Source organism: Bacillota bacterium (assembly GCA_012842395.1).
Taxonomy (GTDB): domain Bacteria; phylum Bacillota; class SHA-98; order UBA4971; family UBA4971; genus UBA6256.
This window is the reverse complement of the sequence record DUSX01000009.1, coordinates 81,028-96,754: the sequence shown is the minus strand read 5'-3', so window position 1 is coordinate 96,754 and position 15,727 is coordinate 81,028. Positions and strand designations below refer to the sequence as shown.

The 15,727-nt window shown below is 63.8% G+C and carries 15 protein-coding genes and 3 tRNA genes; 12 read left to right on the top strand and 6 right to left on the bottom strand.

The features are described 5' to 3' along the window. Positions 1-77: 77 nt before the first annotated feature. Positions 78-1,307 carry an endospore germination permease gene (locus tag GX515_03950; protein HHY32168.1) on the bottom strand — a complete coding sequence of 410 codons (1,230 nt, stop codon included), beginning with the start codon at positions 1,305-1,307 and terminating at the stop codon, positions 78-80. A 116-nt stretch (positions 1,308-1,423) separates the two neighbouring features. On the opposite strand from GX515_03950, the gene GX515_03945 reads away from it, so the two are divergent. From GX515_03945 to GX515_03900, 10 genes are all read left to right on the top strand, one after another. Beyond that, complete coding sequence (locus GX515_03945; GenBank protein HHY32167.1) at positions 1,424-3,268, top strand: spore germination protein; 1,845 nt, start codon at positions 1,424-1,426, stop codon at positions 3,266-3,268. A gap of 16 nt (positions 3,269-3,284) precedes the next feature. Then, a complete protein-coding gene (locus GX515_03940; protein ID HHY32166.1) occupies positions 3,285-4,688 on the top strand; it encodes a Ger(x)C family spore germination protein in 1,404 nt (467 codons plus the stop codon). 100 nt (positions 4,689-4,788) lie between these two features. After that, positions 4,789-5,031 carry a hypothetical protein gene (locus GX515_03935; GenBank protein ID HHY32165.1) on the top strand — a complete coding sequence of 81 codons (243 nt, stop codon included), beginning with the start codon at positions 4,789-4,791 and terminating at the stop codon, positions 5,029-5,031. 338 nt (positions 5,032-5,369) lie between these two features. Continuing rightward, positions 5,370-5,813 carry a transcriptional repressor gene (locus GX515_03930; protein HHY32164.1) on the top strand — a complete coding sequence of 148 codons (444 nt, stop codon included), beginning with the start codon at positions 5,370-5,372 and terminating at the stop codon, positions 5,811-5,813. After that, a complete protein-coding gene (locus tag GX515_03925; GenBank protein ID HHY32163.1) occupies positions 5,780-6,757 on the top strand; it encodes a zinc ABC transporter solute-binding protein in 978 nt (325 codons plus the stop codon). The genes GX515_03930 and GX515_03925 overlap by 34 nt, the downstream gene beginning before the upstream one ends. 135 nt (positions 6,758-6,892) lie before the next feature. Next, positions 6,893-7,684, top strand: coding sequence for a metal ABC transporter ATP-binding protein (locus GX515_03920; protein ID HHY32162.1), 792 nt, complete (start codon positions 6,893-6,895; stop codon positions 7,682-7,684). Further along, entirely contained in the window at positions 7,678-8,535 is an 858-nt protein-coding gene (locus GX515_03915; GenBank protein ID HHY32161.1) for a metal ABC transporter permease, read from the top strand. The genes GX515_03920 and GX515_03915 overlap by 7 nt, the downstream gene beginning before the upstream one ends. Before the next feature lie 144 nt (positions 8,536-8,679). Further along, positions 8,680-8,755 (top strand) — tRNA-Glu (locus tag GX515_03910). Between the two features lie 170 nt (positions 8,756-8,925). Then, positions 8,926-9,002: transfer RNA gene (locus tag GX515_03905), tRNA-Val, on the top strand. Between the two features lie 138 nt (positions 9,003-9,140). After that, positions 9,141-9,215: transfer RNA gene (locus GX515_03900), tRNA-Gly, on the top strand. 91 nt (positions 9,216-9,306) lie between these two features. On the opposite strand, the gene GX515_03895 is transcribed toward GX515_03900, so the two are convergent. Further along, a complete protein-coding gene (locus GX515_03895) occupies positions 9,307-9,690 on the bottom strand; it encodes a C_GCAxxG_C_C family protein (protein ID HHY32160.1) in 384 nt (127 codons plus the stop codon). A 24-nt stretch (positions 9,691-9,714) separates the two neighbouring features. Between GX515_03895 and GX515_03890 the strand changes: the two genes are divergently transcribed. Continuing rightward, a complete protein-coding gene (locus GX515_03890; protein HHY32159.1) occupies positions 9,715-10,602 on the top strand; it encodes a radical SAM protein in 888 nt (295 codons plus the stop codon). A gap of 60 nt (positions 10,603-10,662) precedes the next feature. On the opposite strand, the gene GX515_03885 is transcribed toward GX515_03890, so the two are convergent. Continuing rightward, on the bottom strand, positions 10,663-10,992 hold the full coding sequence (locus tag GX515_03885) for an AzlD domain-containing protein (GenBank protein ID HHY32158.1): 330 nt from the start codon (positions 10,990-10,992) through the stop codon (positions 10,663-10,665). A gap of 20 nt (positions 10,993-11,012) precedes the next feature. Then, the gene (locus GX515_03880) at positions 11,013-11,816 is read right to left on the bottom strand and encodes an AzlC family ABC transporter permease (protein ID HHY32157.1); all 804 of its coding nucleotides are present in this window, start codon (positions 11,814-11,816) and stop codon (positions 11,013-11,015) included. 197 nt (positions 11,817-12,013) lie between these two features. Between GX515_03880 and GX515_03875 the strand changes: the two genes are divergently transcribed. Beyond that, positions 12,014-12,505 carry a ferritin-like domain-containing protein gene (locus GX515_03875; protein ID HHY32156.1) on the top strand — a complete coding sequence of 164 codons (492 nt, stop codon included), beginning with the start codon at positions 12,014-12,016 and terminating at the stop codon, positions 12,503-12,505. A 121-nt stretch (positions 12,506-12,626) separates the two neighbouring features. On the opposite strand, the gene GX515_03870 is transcribed toward GX515_03875, so the two are convergent. Together GX515_03870 and dnaB are read right to left on the bottom strand one after the other, a co-directional pair. Beyond that, the gene (locus GX515_03870) at positions 12,627-13,910 is read right to left on the bottom strand and encodes an adenylosuccinate synthase (GenBank protein ID HHY32155.1); all 1,284 of its coding nucleotides are present in this window, start codon (positions 13,908-13,910) and stop codon (positions 12,627-12,629) included. A 173-nt stretch (positions 13,911-14,083) separates the two neighbouring features. Continuing rightward, positions 14,084-15,436 (bottom strand): replicative DNA helicase, encoded by a 1,353-nt coding sequence (dnaB, locus tag GX515_03865; protein HHY32154.1) that lies wholly within the window; start codon positions 15,434-15,436, stop codon positions 14,084-14,086. Positions 15,437-15,727: the final 291 nt, after the last annotated feature.

Genomic DNA, 15,727 nt, shown 5'->3' with positions numbered 1-15,727 from the left:
AAGGTCTCATGGCACCTTATTTGGGGCAGGCGTGCCCACCGTGCCCAGGGTGCCAGCCAAGACACAACACAAGTATATCATGTCCCTTGCTTCGCAGTGCGTCCTCGAAGCCACGATGCCACCAGCATCACGAGGGGAAGGACTATCTGCACCACGGAGGCGTATATCGGGAAGGCGCGCGCGGCGAACTCGACCATCTCGGGGAGGTTGTTATATCCCGCGATGCACAGAACCGAGATGAGGAACGCCAGGGGCACGGCCACGGGGCGCGGATCTTCGAGCGAGAACACCTCGACGGCGCCCAGCACGGCGGCATAGTGCGTCAGCGCGAGCTTGACAAACGACCCCGCGGTCCATTGGAGGATGCCGAGCACTTCGATGCGCTGCAGGAACTGTCCGAGCATGATCTCGCGGATCGTCGTGAGGCTCGGGAAACTCAATCTCACAAGCTCGTTCGGGCCGACCGTTACCAAGTTCCTGATGAAAACGAAGACCAATGCCGCCGCGCCCGCGACCACGGCCACTGCCAGTAGTCTACCGGCGCGCTCGGGATGGGCCGTGGCCGGCGCTATGAAAAGGAACACGACAAGCTCTCCGAAGGGAAAGGCCAGTAGACACAGAGCCTGGCGCAACACAGGCGTCATCCCTCGTTCGAGCACGGGCAAGAGAAACTCGAAGTGGGTAAGGCCTGGCGTGGCGAACGCCAGCGCGATCAGAACAGGCATGCCGATGCCGAGGAAAGGCACAAGAAGCTCGCCCGTACGGGCTAGCGGCTCTAGACCGGCCCGCACTATCCAGGCAGACAGAAGCGCCATTGTTCCGACGAAGACGACGGGCGGCGTCCGAGTAAGTATGGATGTGGCGTACATCTCTGTCACGTTTCTCAAAACGAGAGACGAAAGGTGCGTGAAATACAGCAAGTACACAACGCCTATAAGCGTGCCGAACACGGGGCCGAAGATATCCTTGGCGTATCCGAAAGGCGTCTTGCCAGGGAATCTTCCACCAAGGCTGAACCACACCACAAGTGCCAACAAGGCCGCGGCGGCGGCGATCAGAATTGAAAGCCACGTGTCCTGGCGCCCATAGTTCGCTGGTAGCAAGAGCGTGGAGGTACCTACCGTGTACCAGAATGCCAACGTCACAAACTGAAACCCTGAGATGCGGGGCTGCGCCATCTCTTCACGACGCCCTTTCCCTTCATCCTCCTCAGCCTCGCTGTCCTCGCATAACTCCAAGCCTTCGTCGCCAGGTCGCCGGGCGGCCAGCACCACGCCGCCCGCGCGGCCGGAAGGTCTTGCGCCCACGCGTTCTGCCGGCCGCCCTGGCCTCGGCAGCCGGCTTGTCGCGCCAAGCGCCCGCGGCTCCGCGACTATGCTTTCCCAGAAGTGAAATACTAATTCGCGGAGGTTCTACCACGTCTATGAATGCTTTCGGACGCGCAGGCAGGGTCCTGCGAAGGTTGGCAAGGCTTCTCGCTCCCCGGTGGGGCGCGCGATCGGCTGCCCAGGAACGAGGAGGCCAGGCGAATACACCGATCTACCCGGGCATCGACGAAAACCTCGCTGCGATCAGGAAGGCACTTGAGCCGGCCGCTGACCTCGTCCTGAGGAAAGTCGGGTCTGGCAAGGCTTCCTTCGGCGTCGCGATGATCGACGGCCTTGTAAGCCGAGACGGGGTCGATCGCGACGTTGTGAGGGCTCTTATCGACAGGTTCACCGAGGCTTCCCACGGCACAACAGGGGTACCGATCGGCGAGGCCGCGAAACGTCTCGCTGAAGCCAGCATCGCCACGATGAACGTGCAGAAGGCGGCCTCCATCGAGGAGGCGATCTCATCCATGCTGGATGGGCAAGTCGCGATCTTCGGAGAAGGCTGGAACATGGCCCTCACCGCGTCCGTGCAGCAGTGGCGGATGCGAGCCGTATCCGAACCAGATGTGGAGTCGGTGGTCCGCGGGCCGCGAGAAGGATTCACCGAGGACCTGCGCACCAACACGTCCCTTCTGAGAAGGCGGCTCCGAACCCCGAGCCTGCGCATGGAAGAAGTGCAGATAGGCAGGGTCTCTCCTACAAAGATCGCTATCGTTTACATACGTGGCCTTACGCCCGAGCATCTTGTGGAGACCATACGGAACAGGCTCTCTGCCATTGACGCGGACAGCATCATCGAGAGTGGGCAGCTGGAGGGGCTCATCGAGGATCAGCCGCTCTCCATATTCCCGACGATCGGCCACACTGAAAGGCCCGACCGCGTGGCGATGCGGCTCCTCGGAGGTGCCGCCGCCATTCTCATAGACGGCACGCCGTTCGCCCTCCTCGTCCCCTTGACCTTCTCCTTGCTGCTTCAGTCGTCGGAAGACTATTACTCACGATGGCCCGTAGTCGTGGGAATACGCCTCTTCCGTTGGTTGAGCCTGTTTATCTCGATGGTGGCGCCCGCCTTCTATGTGGTGCTCACATCGTACCACCAGGAGCTCATCCCGACCGGGCTTGCGGTAGCCATCGCCCAGCAACGGGAGCGCGTGCCGTACCCGGCTATCTTTGAGGCATTGGTGATGATATTCGCCTTCGAGATAATGGTCGAGGCCGGCGTGAGGCTGCCGCGCCCCATCGGCTCCGCCGTGACGATCGTGGGGGCTCTGGTCATAGGAGAGGCGGCAGTCAGAGCGGGGCTCGTGTCCGAGGCCATGGTCATCACGATTGCGCTCACAGCCCTTGCAACCTTTGTGCTTCCCTCATATGACCTCGCCCTCGTGGCGAGGATGCTGCGGCTGCCCCTCACCGTGATTTCAGGAATCCTCGGGCTTTTTGGGATCCTGGCGAGTTTCCTGGCGATCCTCATCCACATCTCCACCCTGAAATCGTTCGGCGTCCCCTTCACGAGCGGCCTTGCGCCGTTCGTGCTCTCCGATCAGCTCGACCAGGTGTTCAGGGCACCGTGGTGGGCGATGAGCTTGCGCCCACGGCTCATAGGCTACAAGAACCCTCATCGCATGGAGCCGAGGCTCGACTTCCCGCGCATCGCCGCACGGTGGCGACAGCAGGCCACCACAGAGCGCGTGCTCGAGGAGTCCGCGCCCGCACCGGCACGCGCCAAGGCCCGCCTCCAAATCCAGGGGAAGATGCCGCACAGGCTCAAAGGACTTGCCGTGGCCGTGGGCTCGGGGCCCGGCGGACCTCGCGGCGCCGACGGCAGGGGCAAGGGCCGCGACGAAGGCCAGGACGCCCAGGGTGCGGCAGGTGCCCCGGTCAACAGGCTGTGGTGAGAGCAGGTCGCATCACATGGCTCGCCTGACGTTCCCGTTCCGACACGAAGGTGCTCAAGCACGCCCGGCGCGAAGTTCGCACGGTCGGCGCGCCAAACCCCCCCTCCCCGCGCCGGCCTCCGACGTCTTGTTGGCGGCCGCGCGCATCGCGCGCATGGCGTCCGCCCTGGCAGTCTGCGGGGCTGTCTGCGGGCTCGTCGCCGGGTGCTGGGACCGGCGCGAGATCAACCAGCTTGCGATGGTCTCGGTCGGAGCGGTGGATATCGTACCTTCCGACGAAGGCCCCATGGCAACGGCGGCCGAGACGAAGTTAGGAACGGCGAAGCCGCGGTTCCGGGTCACGGCTGAATTCTACCGGCCACGGGGCGGAGCTACGGCAGGCGGCGATGGCGGCGACGACACCGGAGGCCGACGGGTGTCGGTTGGGGTGGGCACGGGTTGGACGATCGCTGGTGCCGTGGAGGAGTTGGACGTTAAGATGCCCCGTCACCCTTACTGGGCCCACCAGACGGCCTCCATCATTGGCGAGGATCTGGCGCGACATGGCACGCTCGAGCTCCTCGATCTGTGGGACCGGGATCCCGAGATCCGGCGGAGCACGCTCGTCCTCCTGAGCCGGGGGCCTGCCGGCGAGATCGTAACGCGCGCCCAGAGTGTACTCGAAAAATCTCTGGCAGAGGAGATCCTCGGGATCTCCAGGGTCGCTCCGAGGAGCGGGTACGGTGCCGTCCCAACGGTCCATTCGGTCCTTCTGGACATCACCGGGGACACAGCGTGCACAGTGATCCCTTTCATCACGCTGGGCCCGGTTCCTGAGCCCGCTGAGCCTGGCCCCGTGCCGCAGGGACAGGAGCCCAAAGTCTGGACACCAGCGGTGATGCCCACCGCAAGGCTCACCGGCGCAGGGGTGCTCTACCGGGACAAGCTGGTCGGTGAGCTCAGCCCGCGGGAAACCCGCGGGGTCATGTGGATGAGGAACAAAGTCCCGGGCGCGGTGGTGGAGGTCGAGTGCCCGGGCTCCAGAAGTCCGGTCGCCCTCGAGGTGACGAGGTCCTCCGCTCAGGTAGGTGTGCGGGTCAAGAAAGGTGCTCTCGAAGGCACCGTGAAGGTACAGCTTGAGGGCAACGTGGCCGAACAAGGCGGCGACACCGACCTCTCAACGGAGCGCGCCCTCGCGTCCCTGGAGAGCCGCTTGGCAGAGGCGGTGCGAAACGAGATCTCCGAGGCCCTGGCTAAGACGAAATCATACGGCACGGACCTAGCGGGATTCGGGCCCGCGCTCCACCGGGCCAACCCGGCGCTATGGCGCTCGATGAAAGCACGCTGGCCAGATGAGTACCGGAGGCTCCCGGTGACGATCGAGGTCAAAGCAAGGCTGCGAAGGACGGGATTGACGCTCAAACCGCCGGAATTGCGCTGAGCTGGGCGCGCAGAAGGAGCGCGCAGAAGCGGAAACGCGCAGGCCCAGGCCCTCAGAGGAAGGAGGGTCAGAGAAAGGAGGGAAGGAGGCGTGACATCCAATGTTTGTCATCGTTGTTGAGCTGGTGTTGGTATGTATCGCTGTATTCCTCATGGATGGCCCATCGCTCATACGGCGCCGCCGGTGGCGGGAATTCGCCGTCTATATGGGGATCTACCTCATAACCGTCGCGTTTGCTCTCTACTGGGGCATCGTGCGCCCTCCCGTCTCCATCAACCGTCACATAATGAGGGTGCTCGAGCCTATCGCGGCCAGGATCCTCGGCCCACCGGGCACCCAGTGAGAAGGACCGCGCTCGTATATCTGTATGCTTTATGCTTTCTTGCGTGCGCGCGTGCGTCCCTTGACACTGGCGCGGAGAGAGCGTATGCTGCTAATTGAAAATGATGTTCAACTAACTAGGTCGCCATGAGTTTGCGCTACTCTTCGGCACGCACGTCCTACCCGCTGTTGCCGGCCTTGGCCCCTGGCGACGGAACGCTTGCAGGGCGCCCCGTTCGATTCAGCGCGCGAGCTGGGGAAATTCTCGACGCCCCTCGTGCAAGCACCGGCAGCCTCAGCATCCGCAAGAAGAGAGGCGAGGAAGGGACTCGTGGCGCCACATTGGGGAGAGCAGGCCACATGATAAGCCTGGAAAGCCTGGAACAGCAGCTTAGAGCCCGCGGCTGCAAGCTGACTCGCCAGCGGCGCGCCGTGTTGCGCGTGGTCACCGCTACCGAGGGGCGACTTGACGCCGCGACGGTCTGCGAGGACGCGAAAGCCGAATGTCCCGAGATCGGCCTCACGACGGTGTACCGCACCCTCGACATCCTTGCAGACATGGGTGTCCTGAGGCGCCTGCACCTGCCTGACGGGTGCAGTACTTACGCACCTGCGTCCCCAGGCCACCGCCATCACGTCATATGCGTAGAGTGCGGTAGGGCCGTGGAGTTCGAGGGGTGCGACCTTACAGCTCTGCTCGATTCCGTGGCTTCCAAAACCGGTTTCAAGGTTGAGGATCACTGGCTACAGCTCTTAGGAAGGTGCCCGGCATGTCAAGGAAAGCCATGTCAAGGAAAGCGCTGATCACCTCTGCCATCACGGCCATCATCGTGGTAGCAGCCGGGGTCTTTGCCGCGCTCGGCGGGGGCTCGGGTGAGATGCCGGCCCCGGTGTGCCGGGCGGCCTCATCAGGCGGCGGTAGCGGTGCGGCGCCAGGGGGCGTCGCAGGCGGCGACGCGAAGGTGAAGGTTGCTGTGAGCATCCTGCCGCAGGCCTATTTCGTGGAGCGCATCGGCGGCGAGAGGGTGTCCGTATTGGTCATGGTCCCACCGGGGGCGAGCCCCCACACGTATGAGCCGACCGCGAGCCAAATGCGCGAGCTGGCCCGCGCCCAAATGTACGTGCGGGTCCACGTGGACTTTGAGGAGGCGTGGATGCCGCGCATCGCTGCCGCTAACAAGAACATGTTAGTGGTGGATTCCACGTCCGGGATAGAGCTCTCGAGCGACAAAGACCCCCACGTGTGGCTGTCCCCCAGGCTCGTGCGGATTCAAGCCGAGCACATCTACGAGGGTCTCGCGAAGATCGACCCGGACGGCCGGAAGGTCTACGAGCGCAACGAAGAGGCATTCCTGCGCGAGCTTGACGCCCTGGACGAGGAGATCTCGACGATCCTCGCGCCTGTGAGGGGCGGGCGTTTCATGGTGCTCCACCCCGCGTGGGGCTATTTCGCCAGGGACTATGGCCTCGAGGAAGTACCGATAGAGGTCGAAGGCAAGGAACCGAGCGCGCGGGAGTTGGCCGCGCTCGTCGAGGCGGCGAAGGCCGACAGGGTTCGCGTGATCTTCGTGCAGCCTCAGATGAACCCGAGGACGGCCGAGGTGCTGGCGCAGCAAATCGGGGCCCGCGTCGTAACCCTCGACCCGCTCGCACGGGATTGGCCCGCCAACCTTCGCGCCGCGGCGCGCGCCATTGCGGAGGCCCTTGGCGCGAGCGGCGGGGGCACAGCTCACAAGGCCAGGCCCTGAACCCCTGAACGCGGCGCTGTCTTGCATCACCGGCCGCGTCCCGGCGCGTCGTGGCGATGAGTGATGGGCCGTGGCCAAGAATGGCCAAGACAGGCCTGCGACATGACCGGCCACCCTGGGAGCGTGATCTTAAGGATGGAGGTTATACGCCTCGAAAACGTCTGGGTAGAGTACGACGGCGCCACCGTGTTGGAGGACGTCACGTTTGCCGTGCGCGAGCGCGACTTCATTGGGGTTATCGGCCCCAACGGCGGCGGCAAGACTACTCTCCTCAAGACCATCCTCGGCCTTACGAAGCCTAGACGCGGAAGGGTGACGGTGCTCGGAACAACACCGCTGAAAGGGCGCAGGTTCCTCGGGTACGTGCCGCAATACTCCCTCTTCGACCGGGACTTCCCTGTAAGCGTCTGGGATGTCGTGCTCATGGGGCGGCTGGGGCACAGGGGGCTCTTCCGAGGGTACACCGGCGCAGACCAGGCGATCGCCGCAAGGGCGCTCGAGGCCGTCGACATGTTCCAACTCAAAGACCGCCAGATAGGACAGCTTTCGTGGGGCCAGAGGCAGCGGGTGCTGATAGCGAGGGCGCTCGCCGCAGAGCCCAAGGTCCTTCTCCTCGACGAGCCCGCGGCGGCCCTCGACAGCCGCGTCGAGGCGGGGTTATATGATCTCCTGCGTGCTCTGAACGAGACAGTGGCGATAGTGATGGTGTCGCACGACATCGGCGTCATTTCCTCTTACGTGAAGTCCATCGCCTGCCTGAACCGCAGGCTCGTTTACCATGATTCCAGGGAGATCACCAGGGACATGCTGGACGTCGCATACGAGTGTCCAGTGGATCTCATCGCGCACGGGCTCGCCCACCGCGTCCTGGACACGCACAACGAGATGACGACCGACGTCTCCGGGGAGGTCCATGATCGATGCTGAACGCGCTCCAATACGAGTTCATGAGAAACGCGCTTGCGGCAGGCATCCTGGTCAGCGTGGCGTGCGGGATAATCGGCACTTACGTAGTGGTGAACCGCATCGTGTTCCTGGCGGGGGGCATCTCGCACGCAGCATACGGCGGCATCGGCCTTGGAATCTTCCTCGGCGCAAGCCCGGTCGCAGGTGCGGTATCATTCAGCCTTGGCGCGGCCCTCGCCATGGGCGTCGTCAGCAGGCGGGCGCGGCAGGGCGTGGACATCGCCATTGGCATCATGTGGGCTATGGGCATGGCCCTTGGGATAATCCTCATCGACATGACACCCGGTTATTCCGCGGACCTCATGAGCTACCTGTTCGGCAGCATACTCGCGGTTCCCGCGAGCGACATCACGCTCATGGCCGTGCTTGACGCCGTTATCATCCTGACCGTGGTCGCCCTCTACAAGGAGTTCCTTGCCGTATCGTTCGACGAGGAGTTCGCACTGGTTGCAGGCGCTCCCGTGGAGGCCTTGTACCTCGTTCTCCTCGGCCTCGTCGCGCTCACGGCCGTCATGGCCATGCGCGTCGTCGGCCTCATCCTGACCATAGCCCTCCTCACGATCCCCGCGGCCGTGAGCCGACAATTCACCGCCCACCTCGGCAGGATGATGGCCCTCTCGAGCTTCCTCGGCGCGGTCTTCACCCTGACGGGCCTGTGGCTGTCTTACGCGTTCGACCTCACCCCGGGCGCCGCCATCGTCATGGTCTCCGGGGTGGCCTTCGCGCTCTCATCGGTCTGGCGCGCTCTCCGGCACCGAAGGACGGCCGCGTCGGCGCTCACGCCCTCTCCGCCGCCGTCGCGCCCCGCATAGCTTCGCCTACTCGGGGCCTCGGGCCTCGCTCGGGCCTCGAGCCGCCGGTCTTGACAGGGGCGAGGTTGTTGTGGTAGCATACGAAATGCCGCCGGAAGTGCCGGTGGATCACGAACCGCAGTCTCTATGGAGAATAGAGCTCGCGCTCCCATCGTCTAGGGGCCTAGGACACCGCCCTTTCAAGGCGGCGACGCGGATTCGAATTCCGCTGGGAGCGCCATTTGTTTTGTACGTGATCGATGGCAATGTGGACGGCAAGGGAGGGGCCGCCGCCGGGCACACCCGCGCAGGCGACGCTCAAGGCTCGAAGCCCCTCTTGCCTTTCATGGCGTCTTGGGGTATAATGACAGTGCGCCGACAGAGTCGACGGCACGGTCATGTGGTTGAAGTGGTCGCTTAGCTCAGTTGGTTAGAGCGCTACGCTCACATCGTAGAGGTCGCTGGTTCGAGTCCAGCAGCGACCACCACTTTTGGCTCGTTCCTAGCCCTGCACGCGCGCCACGGCTTCGTTGAGTGGTGAGTTGACTCGGGCAGGCGGGCGACGTATACTAAGGATGGGCGGCAGGATGTCGCCTAACGACAAGTAAAATTCGCAACTCTTACGAGCGGATGTGGCTCAGCGGTAGAGCATCGGCTTCCCAAGCCGAGGATCGCGGGTTCGAATCCCGTCATCCGCTCCATTTTTGTACCCCAGATGTTCGTTCGCGCGCTAGATGCCGTCCCGTTTGGCTATGGTGCCGTGAGGTCTCTGAGCTTCGTCTCTGAGCTTCCTCAGCGGCCGCCAGTGTCGGCGACTCCGGCCTTTAAAAGGTCGCATATCCTGCGTGCCGCGAACTGCACAGCCGGGCAGCACCTTTCTGAGTGGGCGTATTCCTTGTATTTCCTCTGCCCCTCCTCGGTCAGGAAGTCCACGCCCGAGATATCCCTGCACATGAGGGTCCCGAACTCCTTAACGAAGTCGTCGACGAAACGCCCTACGGTGTTGTACGAAGGGTCCTTTGGGTCTTGCGCGCGCATGCGGCCCATCATCAAGCCGACAGCCACCGCTGCGCCGCTCACGGCCCCGCACGTGTAGCCCCTGCGACCTATCCCGCCTCCGAAAGCCGTCGCCATGGCCGGGATCCGCTCGTGGTCCAGCCCGAGGGCCTCGCACACAGCCTTGAGCGTGGCCTCTGCGCAATTGAACCCACCGTCGAAGTACGACACGGCAAGCCTGCCGACGTCAACACCAGCACCTGCCCCAGCACCTGCCATCGTGGCTCCTCCTCCCATGGATCGTTGCGTTGCTCGCCTCGAACGCATCTATTTGACTTGGCGCGGCCTATTCCTTCTTGCTACGGCCCGCACTTCGGCGAGGAGGAGCCTCTCGTCGGCACCCATGGATCGGGCACGATCTTCTTTACCGGATGCAATCTCCGCTGCGTCTTCTGCCAGAACTGGGACATAAGCCAGATGCGCTTAGGGCGCACTGTCTCAATATCGGAGCTTGCAGACATGATGATAGAGCTGCAAGACATGAGGTGCCACAATATCAACCTCGTGACGCCCACGCACTACATGCCACATATTCTGGCGGCCCTCGTCGCCGCATGTGAGCGCGGCCTCGAGGTTCCGCTCGTGTACAACTGCGGCGGCTACGAATCGGTCTCCGCTCTCAGGCTCCTCGATGGGGTCGTCGACATCTACATGCCCGACGTGAAATACGCCGATCCCGATATAGGCCTGCGGTATTCGCACGTGCCGGACTACCCCAAGGTGGTCAAGGCGGCCCTCAAGGAAATGCACCGCCAGGTAGGAGATCTGTGGATCGACGAGGACGGCATTGCCTGGCGGGGTCTTCTCGTGCGCCACCTGGTCCTCCCGGGAGGGCTCGCGGGGACCGCCGAGATCGTCAAGTTCATTGCGGACGAGATCTCGCGCGACACGTACATCAACATCATGTCGCAATATCGCCCCGAGTACCGCGCCCGCGAGCATCCTCCGCTGGACCGCCCGATAACGGCGCGGGAGTATGAGGAGGCCGTGCGGCTCGCCCGGAAGGCGGGCCTCCATCGTTTCGCGCGTTAGCCCGATCCGGAAATGCGCCGATCCTTTCTGGTATGCCCGTGAGGCTGCCTCGCCCCGCCTTTAGCCAGCTACACCCATAGCCCTCAGGATCATGACGCAGCCCACGCCAACCACGACGGGAAGCAGCAGGCCCTTGGTGCGTGCCGCCACGATTATCGTGGGCACCGAGGCGATGAGGTACACGTTCTCCTTGCCGAACGCGAGCTTGCCACCGCTCACAAGGATGCTCTGCGCGGCGAGCGCCGCGAGCACCGCTGGCCCCACGTACACGAGCCACGTCTTGAGCCACAGCGGCATCTGCCTGCGAGATAACGTCACGAGCGGCAGGGCGCGGGACAGATACGTCACCGCGAACATCCCGCCCACGATCGCCAGTATGGAGATCCTCACGCTCAAGTCGTCCTCACCGCCTAATCGCGCAGCCGCCCGGCTGCGCGCCCTGGCCCTGCGCTCGGTCGCCCGTCCCCTTGTGAGGGGTTACCGCTTGCACCGCCTCGGCCCGTCGCCTCCAGGACCGTTCCAACAGAGGCAGCAACCACGGTCGCGATCACCGTGGCCCACCGGTCGAACGGGCTTGCCGCCACGGCGACGGCGACCACGCCCGCTACCCCGGCCACGAGCAGCGCTATGCGGTTCCTCAGCTGCATCACGAGGAGGCCGATGAACATCGCCGGAAGGGCGAAATCCATCCCCAGCCTCGCACCGTCCCCCACCCTTTCTCCGAGCACCGCTCCGCCGAGCGACGTCGCAACCCAGGCAGCGTATGAGACCAAATTGAGCCCGGCGACCTCCCTCCAGTCCGCACGCTCGTCCGGGGGAAAGGCGCCGATCGCGACCCCGTAGGTTTCATCCGTTATCCCGAACGCCACCAGCGCCAGCAAACTCTGGGACAAATGCCTCACCCTAGGCAGAAGGGACATGCTGTAGAGCACGTGCCGCAGGTTCACGAGAAGAGTCGTGCCCACCACCCCGGCCGCCGCAGCTCCCGACGATATCAGGCCGCACGCGATGAACTGCGCGGATCCTGCATACACCAGAACCGACATGAGCACCGCTTCCGCGGGCGACAGCCCTGACTGGCGTGCTATCACCCCGTACGCGAGGCCAACGGGCGCGTACCCCATGACCACGGGAACCGCAAGCCTCGCCCCTCGCGCGAACGCAGCGAGCGACCGGTTGCCCTCTCCCTGGCCCTTTTCTCGAGTGCGTGCCATGCTACCTGCTCAGCTCCTCATTTGGCACCATGTCTTCGCCGTAGCGACCCGTTTTCCTCCCACAGCGCCGTCGAAAGCCCGCCTACGACCGTGCCGTGGCGTGGAGTCGACCGGTACAGTATCGGCTGCCGGTGCATAGAGTGTGTTGATGGAGCCACGCCAAGATGACGCTCAGGACGCATCGGGAGGTGAGTCACATGACCGGGGAGCGCGAGGATCGCGCGTATCTCCAGCCACCCTACAGGATCCCGGCGCGGGACCGGGACGAGATCATAGCCGGGCTCAACCTGGACCTCATGTGGGAATACGCCGCCATGATCCAGTACATCCAACACGCAAGCATGCTGACCGGGCCAGAATACGTGGCGGTGATTCAGGAAGAGTTGCAACACGCCCAGGACGAGCACGAGCATAGCGTGATCGTGTCAGACCTCGTCCAGTATCTCGGGGGCGTGCCTACTGTCGAGGTCGCCGACCGCGCGACGTCGCCCGACAACGCGACCATGATCACCCAAGATCTCCAGGCCGAATACGACGCCATAGGGCGGTACCTCACCCGCATCCAGCAGCTTGAAGCTGTCGGCCTGTACGACGCCGCTCAAAAGATCCGCAACATCGTCTTGGTGGAGCAGAACCACGCCATAGACCTGGAGAAGGCCCTCGGGATCAGACGGGCGAGCCAGCTGTAGGCGAGCGCAGACAAGAGCGGGCACTTGACAGCCGTCGAGCGCGGGGCGCCTGCGGCGGCCGCCAGCGACCTTGGCTGGCGCCGGCGGCCACCGCGCTCTCGCTTATTTATCGTCTCGCTTATCAGAAGATCTCCCCGAGAACGAGTGTCTCGGTCCTCTCCCTGCCCGTGGAGACGATGAGCACCGGCACACCCACCAGCTCTGTTACGCGCGTCAGGTAGGCTTTGGCTGCCGCAGGGAGGTCTTCATATCGTTGGACGGTGCACGAGCCTTCAGGCCAGCCGGGCAGGTCTTCGTACACAGGCTCACACTCGGCGAAGACGCTCTGGTTCGCGGGGAAATCGCGCAGGACATCGCCGCGATACCTGTACGCCGTGCATATCCGCACTTTGGGAAAGCCGGAGAGCGTGTCGAGGTGCGTGACGGCGATGCCGTCGAGGCCGTTCACACGTGCCGCGTAGCGCACGATGACAGCGTCGAGCCACCCACACCGCCTCGGACGCCCTGTGACCGTGCCGTACTCCTGGCCGCGCTCGCGCAGCCTGTCCCCTGTCTCATCCTTGAGCTCAGTCGGCATTGGGCCCGCACCGACACGGCTGGTGTAGGCCTTCGTGACGCCGATGACCTTTGTGATCTTTCTCGGGCCGACTCCGGTGCCCGGCGCGATGCCGCCAGCGGTGGGCGACGACGAGGTCACGAATGGATACGTGCCGTGATCCACATCGAGCATCGTGCCCTGCGCGCCCTCGAAAAGCACGTTCTTGCCGCTGTCAATGGCGTCGTTCAGCAGGGCGGAGGTGTCGGTGACGTGCGGCTTTATGCGCGCAGCAGGCTTCAAAGCCCACTCCATGAGCTCATCCTTGTCGAAGCCCTTTGCACCGTATACCCGCTCGATCACCTTGTTCTTGATGGGAAGGACGACATCCAGCCTCCGAGAAAGAGCATCCCTGTCCACGAGGTCCACGATCCTTATGCCGAGCCTCGCAACCTTGTCCGTGTATGCCGGCCCTATGCCCCTCCCGGTGGACCCGATGCGGGCGGCGCCCTTCTCCTCTTCCTCCAGCTTTTCTATGAGGATATGGTACGGCATGATGACATGAGCCTTCTCACTGATCCTGAGGCCCGCGAGGCTGATACCCTTCCCTTCCAGGTAGTCCATCTCCTCCACGAGCCAGGCGGGATCGACTACCACCCCGTTGCCGATGACGTTTATCTTGCCGGGATAGAAGATACCGGAAGGGATCAGCTTCAACCTGAAGATCTCGCCATCTATCTGCACCGTGTGGCCGGCGTTGTTGCCTCCCGAATAGCGCGCGACCACATCCGCGCGGCCGGCCAGAAGGTCGGTCACTTTTCCTTTTCCTTCATCGCCCCACTGGGCTCCCACGACGGCTACTGCGGGCACGAGGGCCCACCTCCCTTGATCGCTCTCCCTGGGCCGCCCCAAGGCCGCGGCTGCTCAGGCCTCGCCCCGCGCGGCCCCACGCCTGTTTTGTTAGGTTCCCCCTGGCGCACGGCGCGTATGACGCTAAAGCTTGGGCCAAGGCGACCCAAGGCGACGCGGTTGTGTCAAATATGTCAGGCGGACGTCGGACGCCCGACGCGTTCGAGGTTCTCGAAGCGCGTGTACTCTTTGTGCCACATGAGTTCGACTGAGCCGGTCGGCCCGTTCCGTTGCTTAGCAACGATGATCTCGGCTATGTTCTTCTTCTGCGTGTTCTTGTTGTAGTAATCCTCCCGGTAGATGAACGCCACCACGTCCGCGGAAGTTTCGATCTCGCCGCTCTCCTTGAGATGGCTCAGCAAGGGCCGGCGCTCCGCCGCAGCCTCTACCGCCCGGCTGAGCTGGGCAAGTGCAACCACGGGCACCTTCAGCTCACGGGCGAGAGACTTTAGGGAACGCGTGATCTCGGCTATCTCCTGCTGCCTGCTCTCCGCGCGCCCGCGCCCTTGGACGAGCTGCAGGTAGTCTATGACCACGAGCCCCAATCCGTGCTCCGCCTTGAGCCGCCGCGCCTTCGCCCTGATGTCGAGGGCGGTCATGGAGGGGCTGTCGTCGATGAAGATGGGAGCCTCGCTCAACCGTCCGAGACCGTATGAAAGCCGCTTCCAGTCCTCGTCCACGAGCTGGCCCCTGCGCAGTCTCTGCCCGTCCACTTTCGCCTCGGCGGAGAGCAGACGCATCGCCAGCTGCTCCCGGGACATCTCGAGGCTGAAGATGATCACGGGTATCTTCTCGTTCAGTGCGGCATGGGCGGCGATGTTCAGGGCGAAGCTCGTCTTCCCCATGGACGGCCTCGCTGCGATGATGATGAGGTCCGACGGCTGCAACCCCGTGAGCATCGCATCGAGATCCGTAAACCCCGTCGGGACGCCCGTGATCTTGCCCTTGCTTTCATACAGCTTCTCGATGCGCTCGAACGTATCAACTAGGACGGCCTTTATGTCCGCCACGCCCTGCCTGCCGCGCTGCTGCGAGAGGGAGAAGATCATCTGCTCCGCCTGGTCCAGCGCGAGCTCGACGTCCTCAGTTCCCTCGTAGCCGAGGGACGCTATCGTCGTCCCCGCCCTGACGAGGGCGCGGTAAAGGGACTTTTCCTTAACTATCCTGGCGTAGTACTCAACGTTCGCCGCAGTGGGCACCACGCCCGCGAGGGTCGTTATGTACGATACGCCCCCGACCTTCTCGAGCGCCCCGTGTTTGCGGAGCTCCTCCGTGACCGTCACCAGGTCGATGGGTTCGCCTCTATCATACATGTTGACGATGGTCTCGAAGATGACCCTGTGGGCATCCTTGTAAAAGTCTTCTGCGCCCACGATGTCGAGCGCCTTGACGATTGCGTCTCTCTCGAGAAGCATGGAGCCAATAGTTGCCTGTTCCGCCTCGGTGTTCTGAGGCGGCACGCGCTCCAGCCCAACTGCTGCCTCCATGCGGTTCTTACCTCCCGTGCAAATAACCCGCGTGTCCCGTGCTACCGGCCGCACTATTGGCCGCGCACGGACAACCGTCCTGGGAAGGGGTGGTCCCCTCTCCCAACCTTCCCAAGTAGTATTATTGCCACAATTCAGGCGCCGATATGGCCAAGCCCTAGTGCGCGCAACGGCGCGCAGCCCCAGCCCGACAGCTCCCCATTACCCGAGCGGAGCGCGCCGGGACCCGCGGGCGCGCTCAGAATCGCGCACCCCACGCTCGCGCCCTGTGCCTGCGCCGTCCACCCCGCC

Bases quoted from the DNA above. Each gene is read 5' to 3' on its own strand.
- GX515_03945 (HHY32167.1), top strand. From the start codon at position 1,424: ATGAATGCTTTCGGACGCGCAGGCAGGGTCCTGCGAAGGTTGGCAAGG.
- GX515_03940 (HHY32166.1), top strand. From the start codon at position 3,285: ATGGCTCGCCTGACGTTCCCGTTCCGACACGAAGGTGCTCAAGCACGC.
- GX515_03935 (HHY32165.1), top strand. From the start codon at position 4,789: ATGTTTGTCATCGTTGTTGAGCTGGTGTTGGTATGTATCGCTGTATTC.
- GX515_03930 (HHY32164.1), top strand. From the start codon at position 5,370: ATGATAAGCCTGGAAAGCCTGGAACAGCAGCTTAGAGCCCGCGGCTGC.
- GX515_03925 (HHY32163.1), top strand. From the start codon at position 5,780: ATGTCAAGGAAAGCCATGTCAAGGAAAGCGCTGATCACCTCTGCCATC.
- GX515_03920 (HHY32162.1), top strand. From the start codon at position 6,893: ATGGAGGTTATACGCCTCGAAAACGTCTGGGTAGAGTACGACGGCGCC.
- GX515_03915 (HHY32161.1), top strand. From the start codon at position 7,678: ATGCTGAACGCGCTCCAATACGAGTTCATGAGAAACGCGCTTGCGGCA.
- GX515_03880 (HHY32157.1), bottom strand. From the start codon at position 11,816: ATGGCACGCACTCGAGAAAAGGGCCAGGGAGAGGGCAACCGGTCGCTC.
- GX515_03875 (HHY32156.1), top strand. From the start codon at position 12,014: ATGACCGGGGAGCGCGAGGATCGCGCGTATCTCCAGCCACCCTACAGG.
- dnaB (HHY32154.1), bottom strand. From the start codon at position 15,436: ATGGAGGCAGCAGTTGGGCTGGAGCGCGTGCCGCCTCAGAACACCGAG.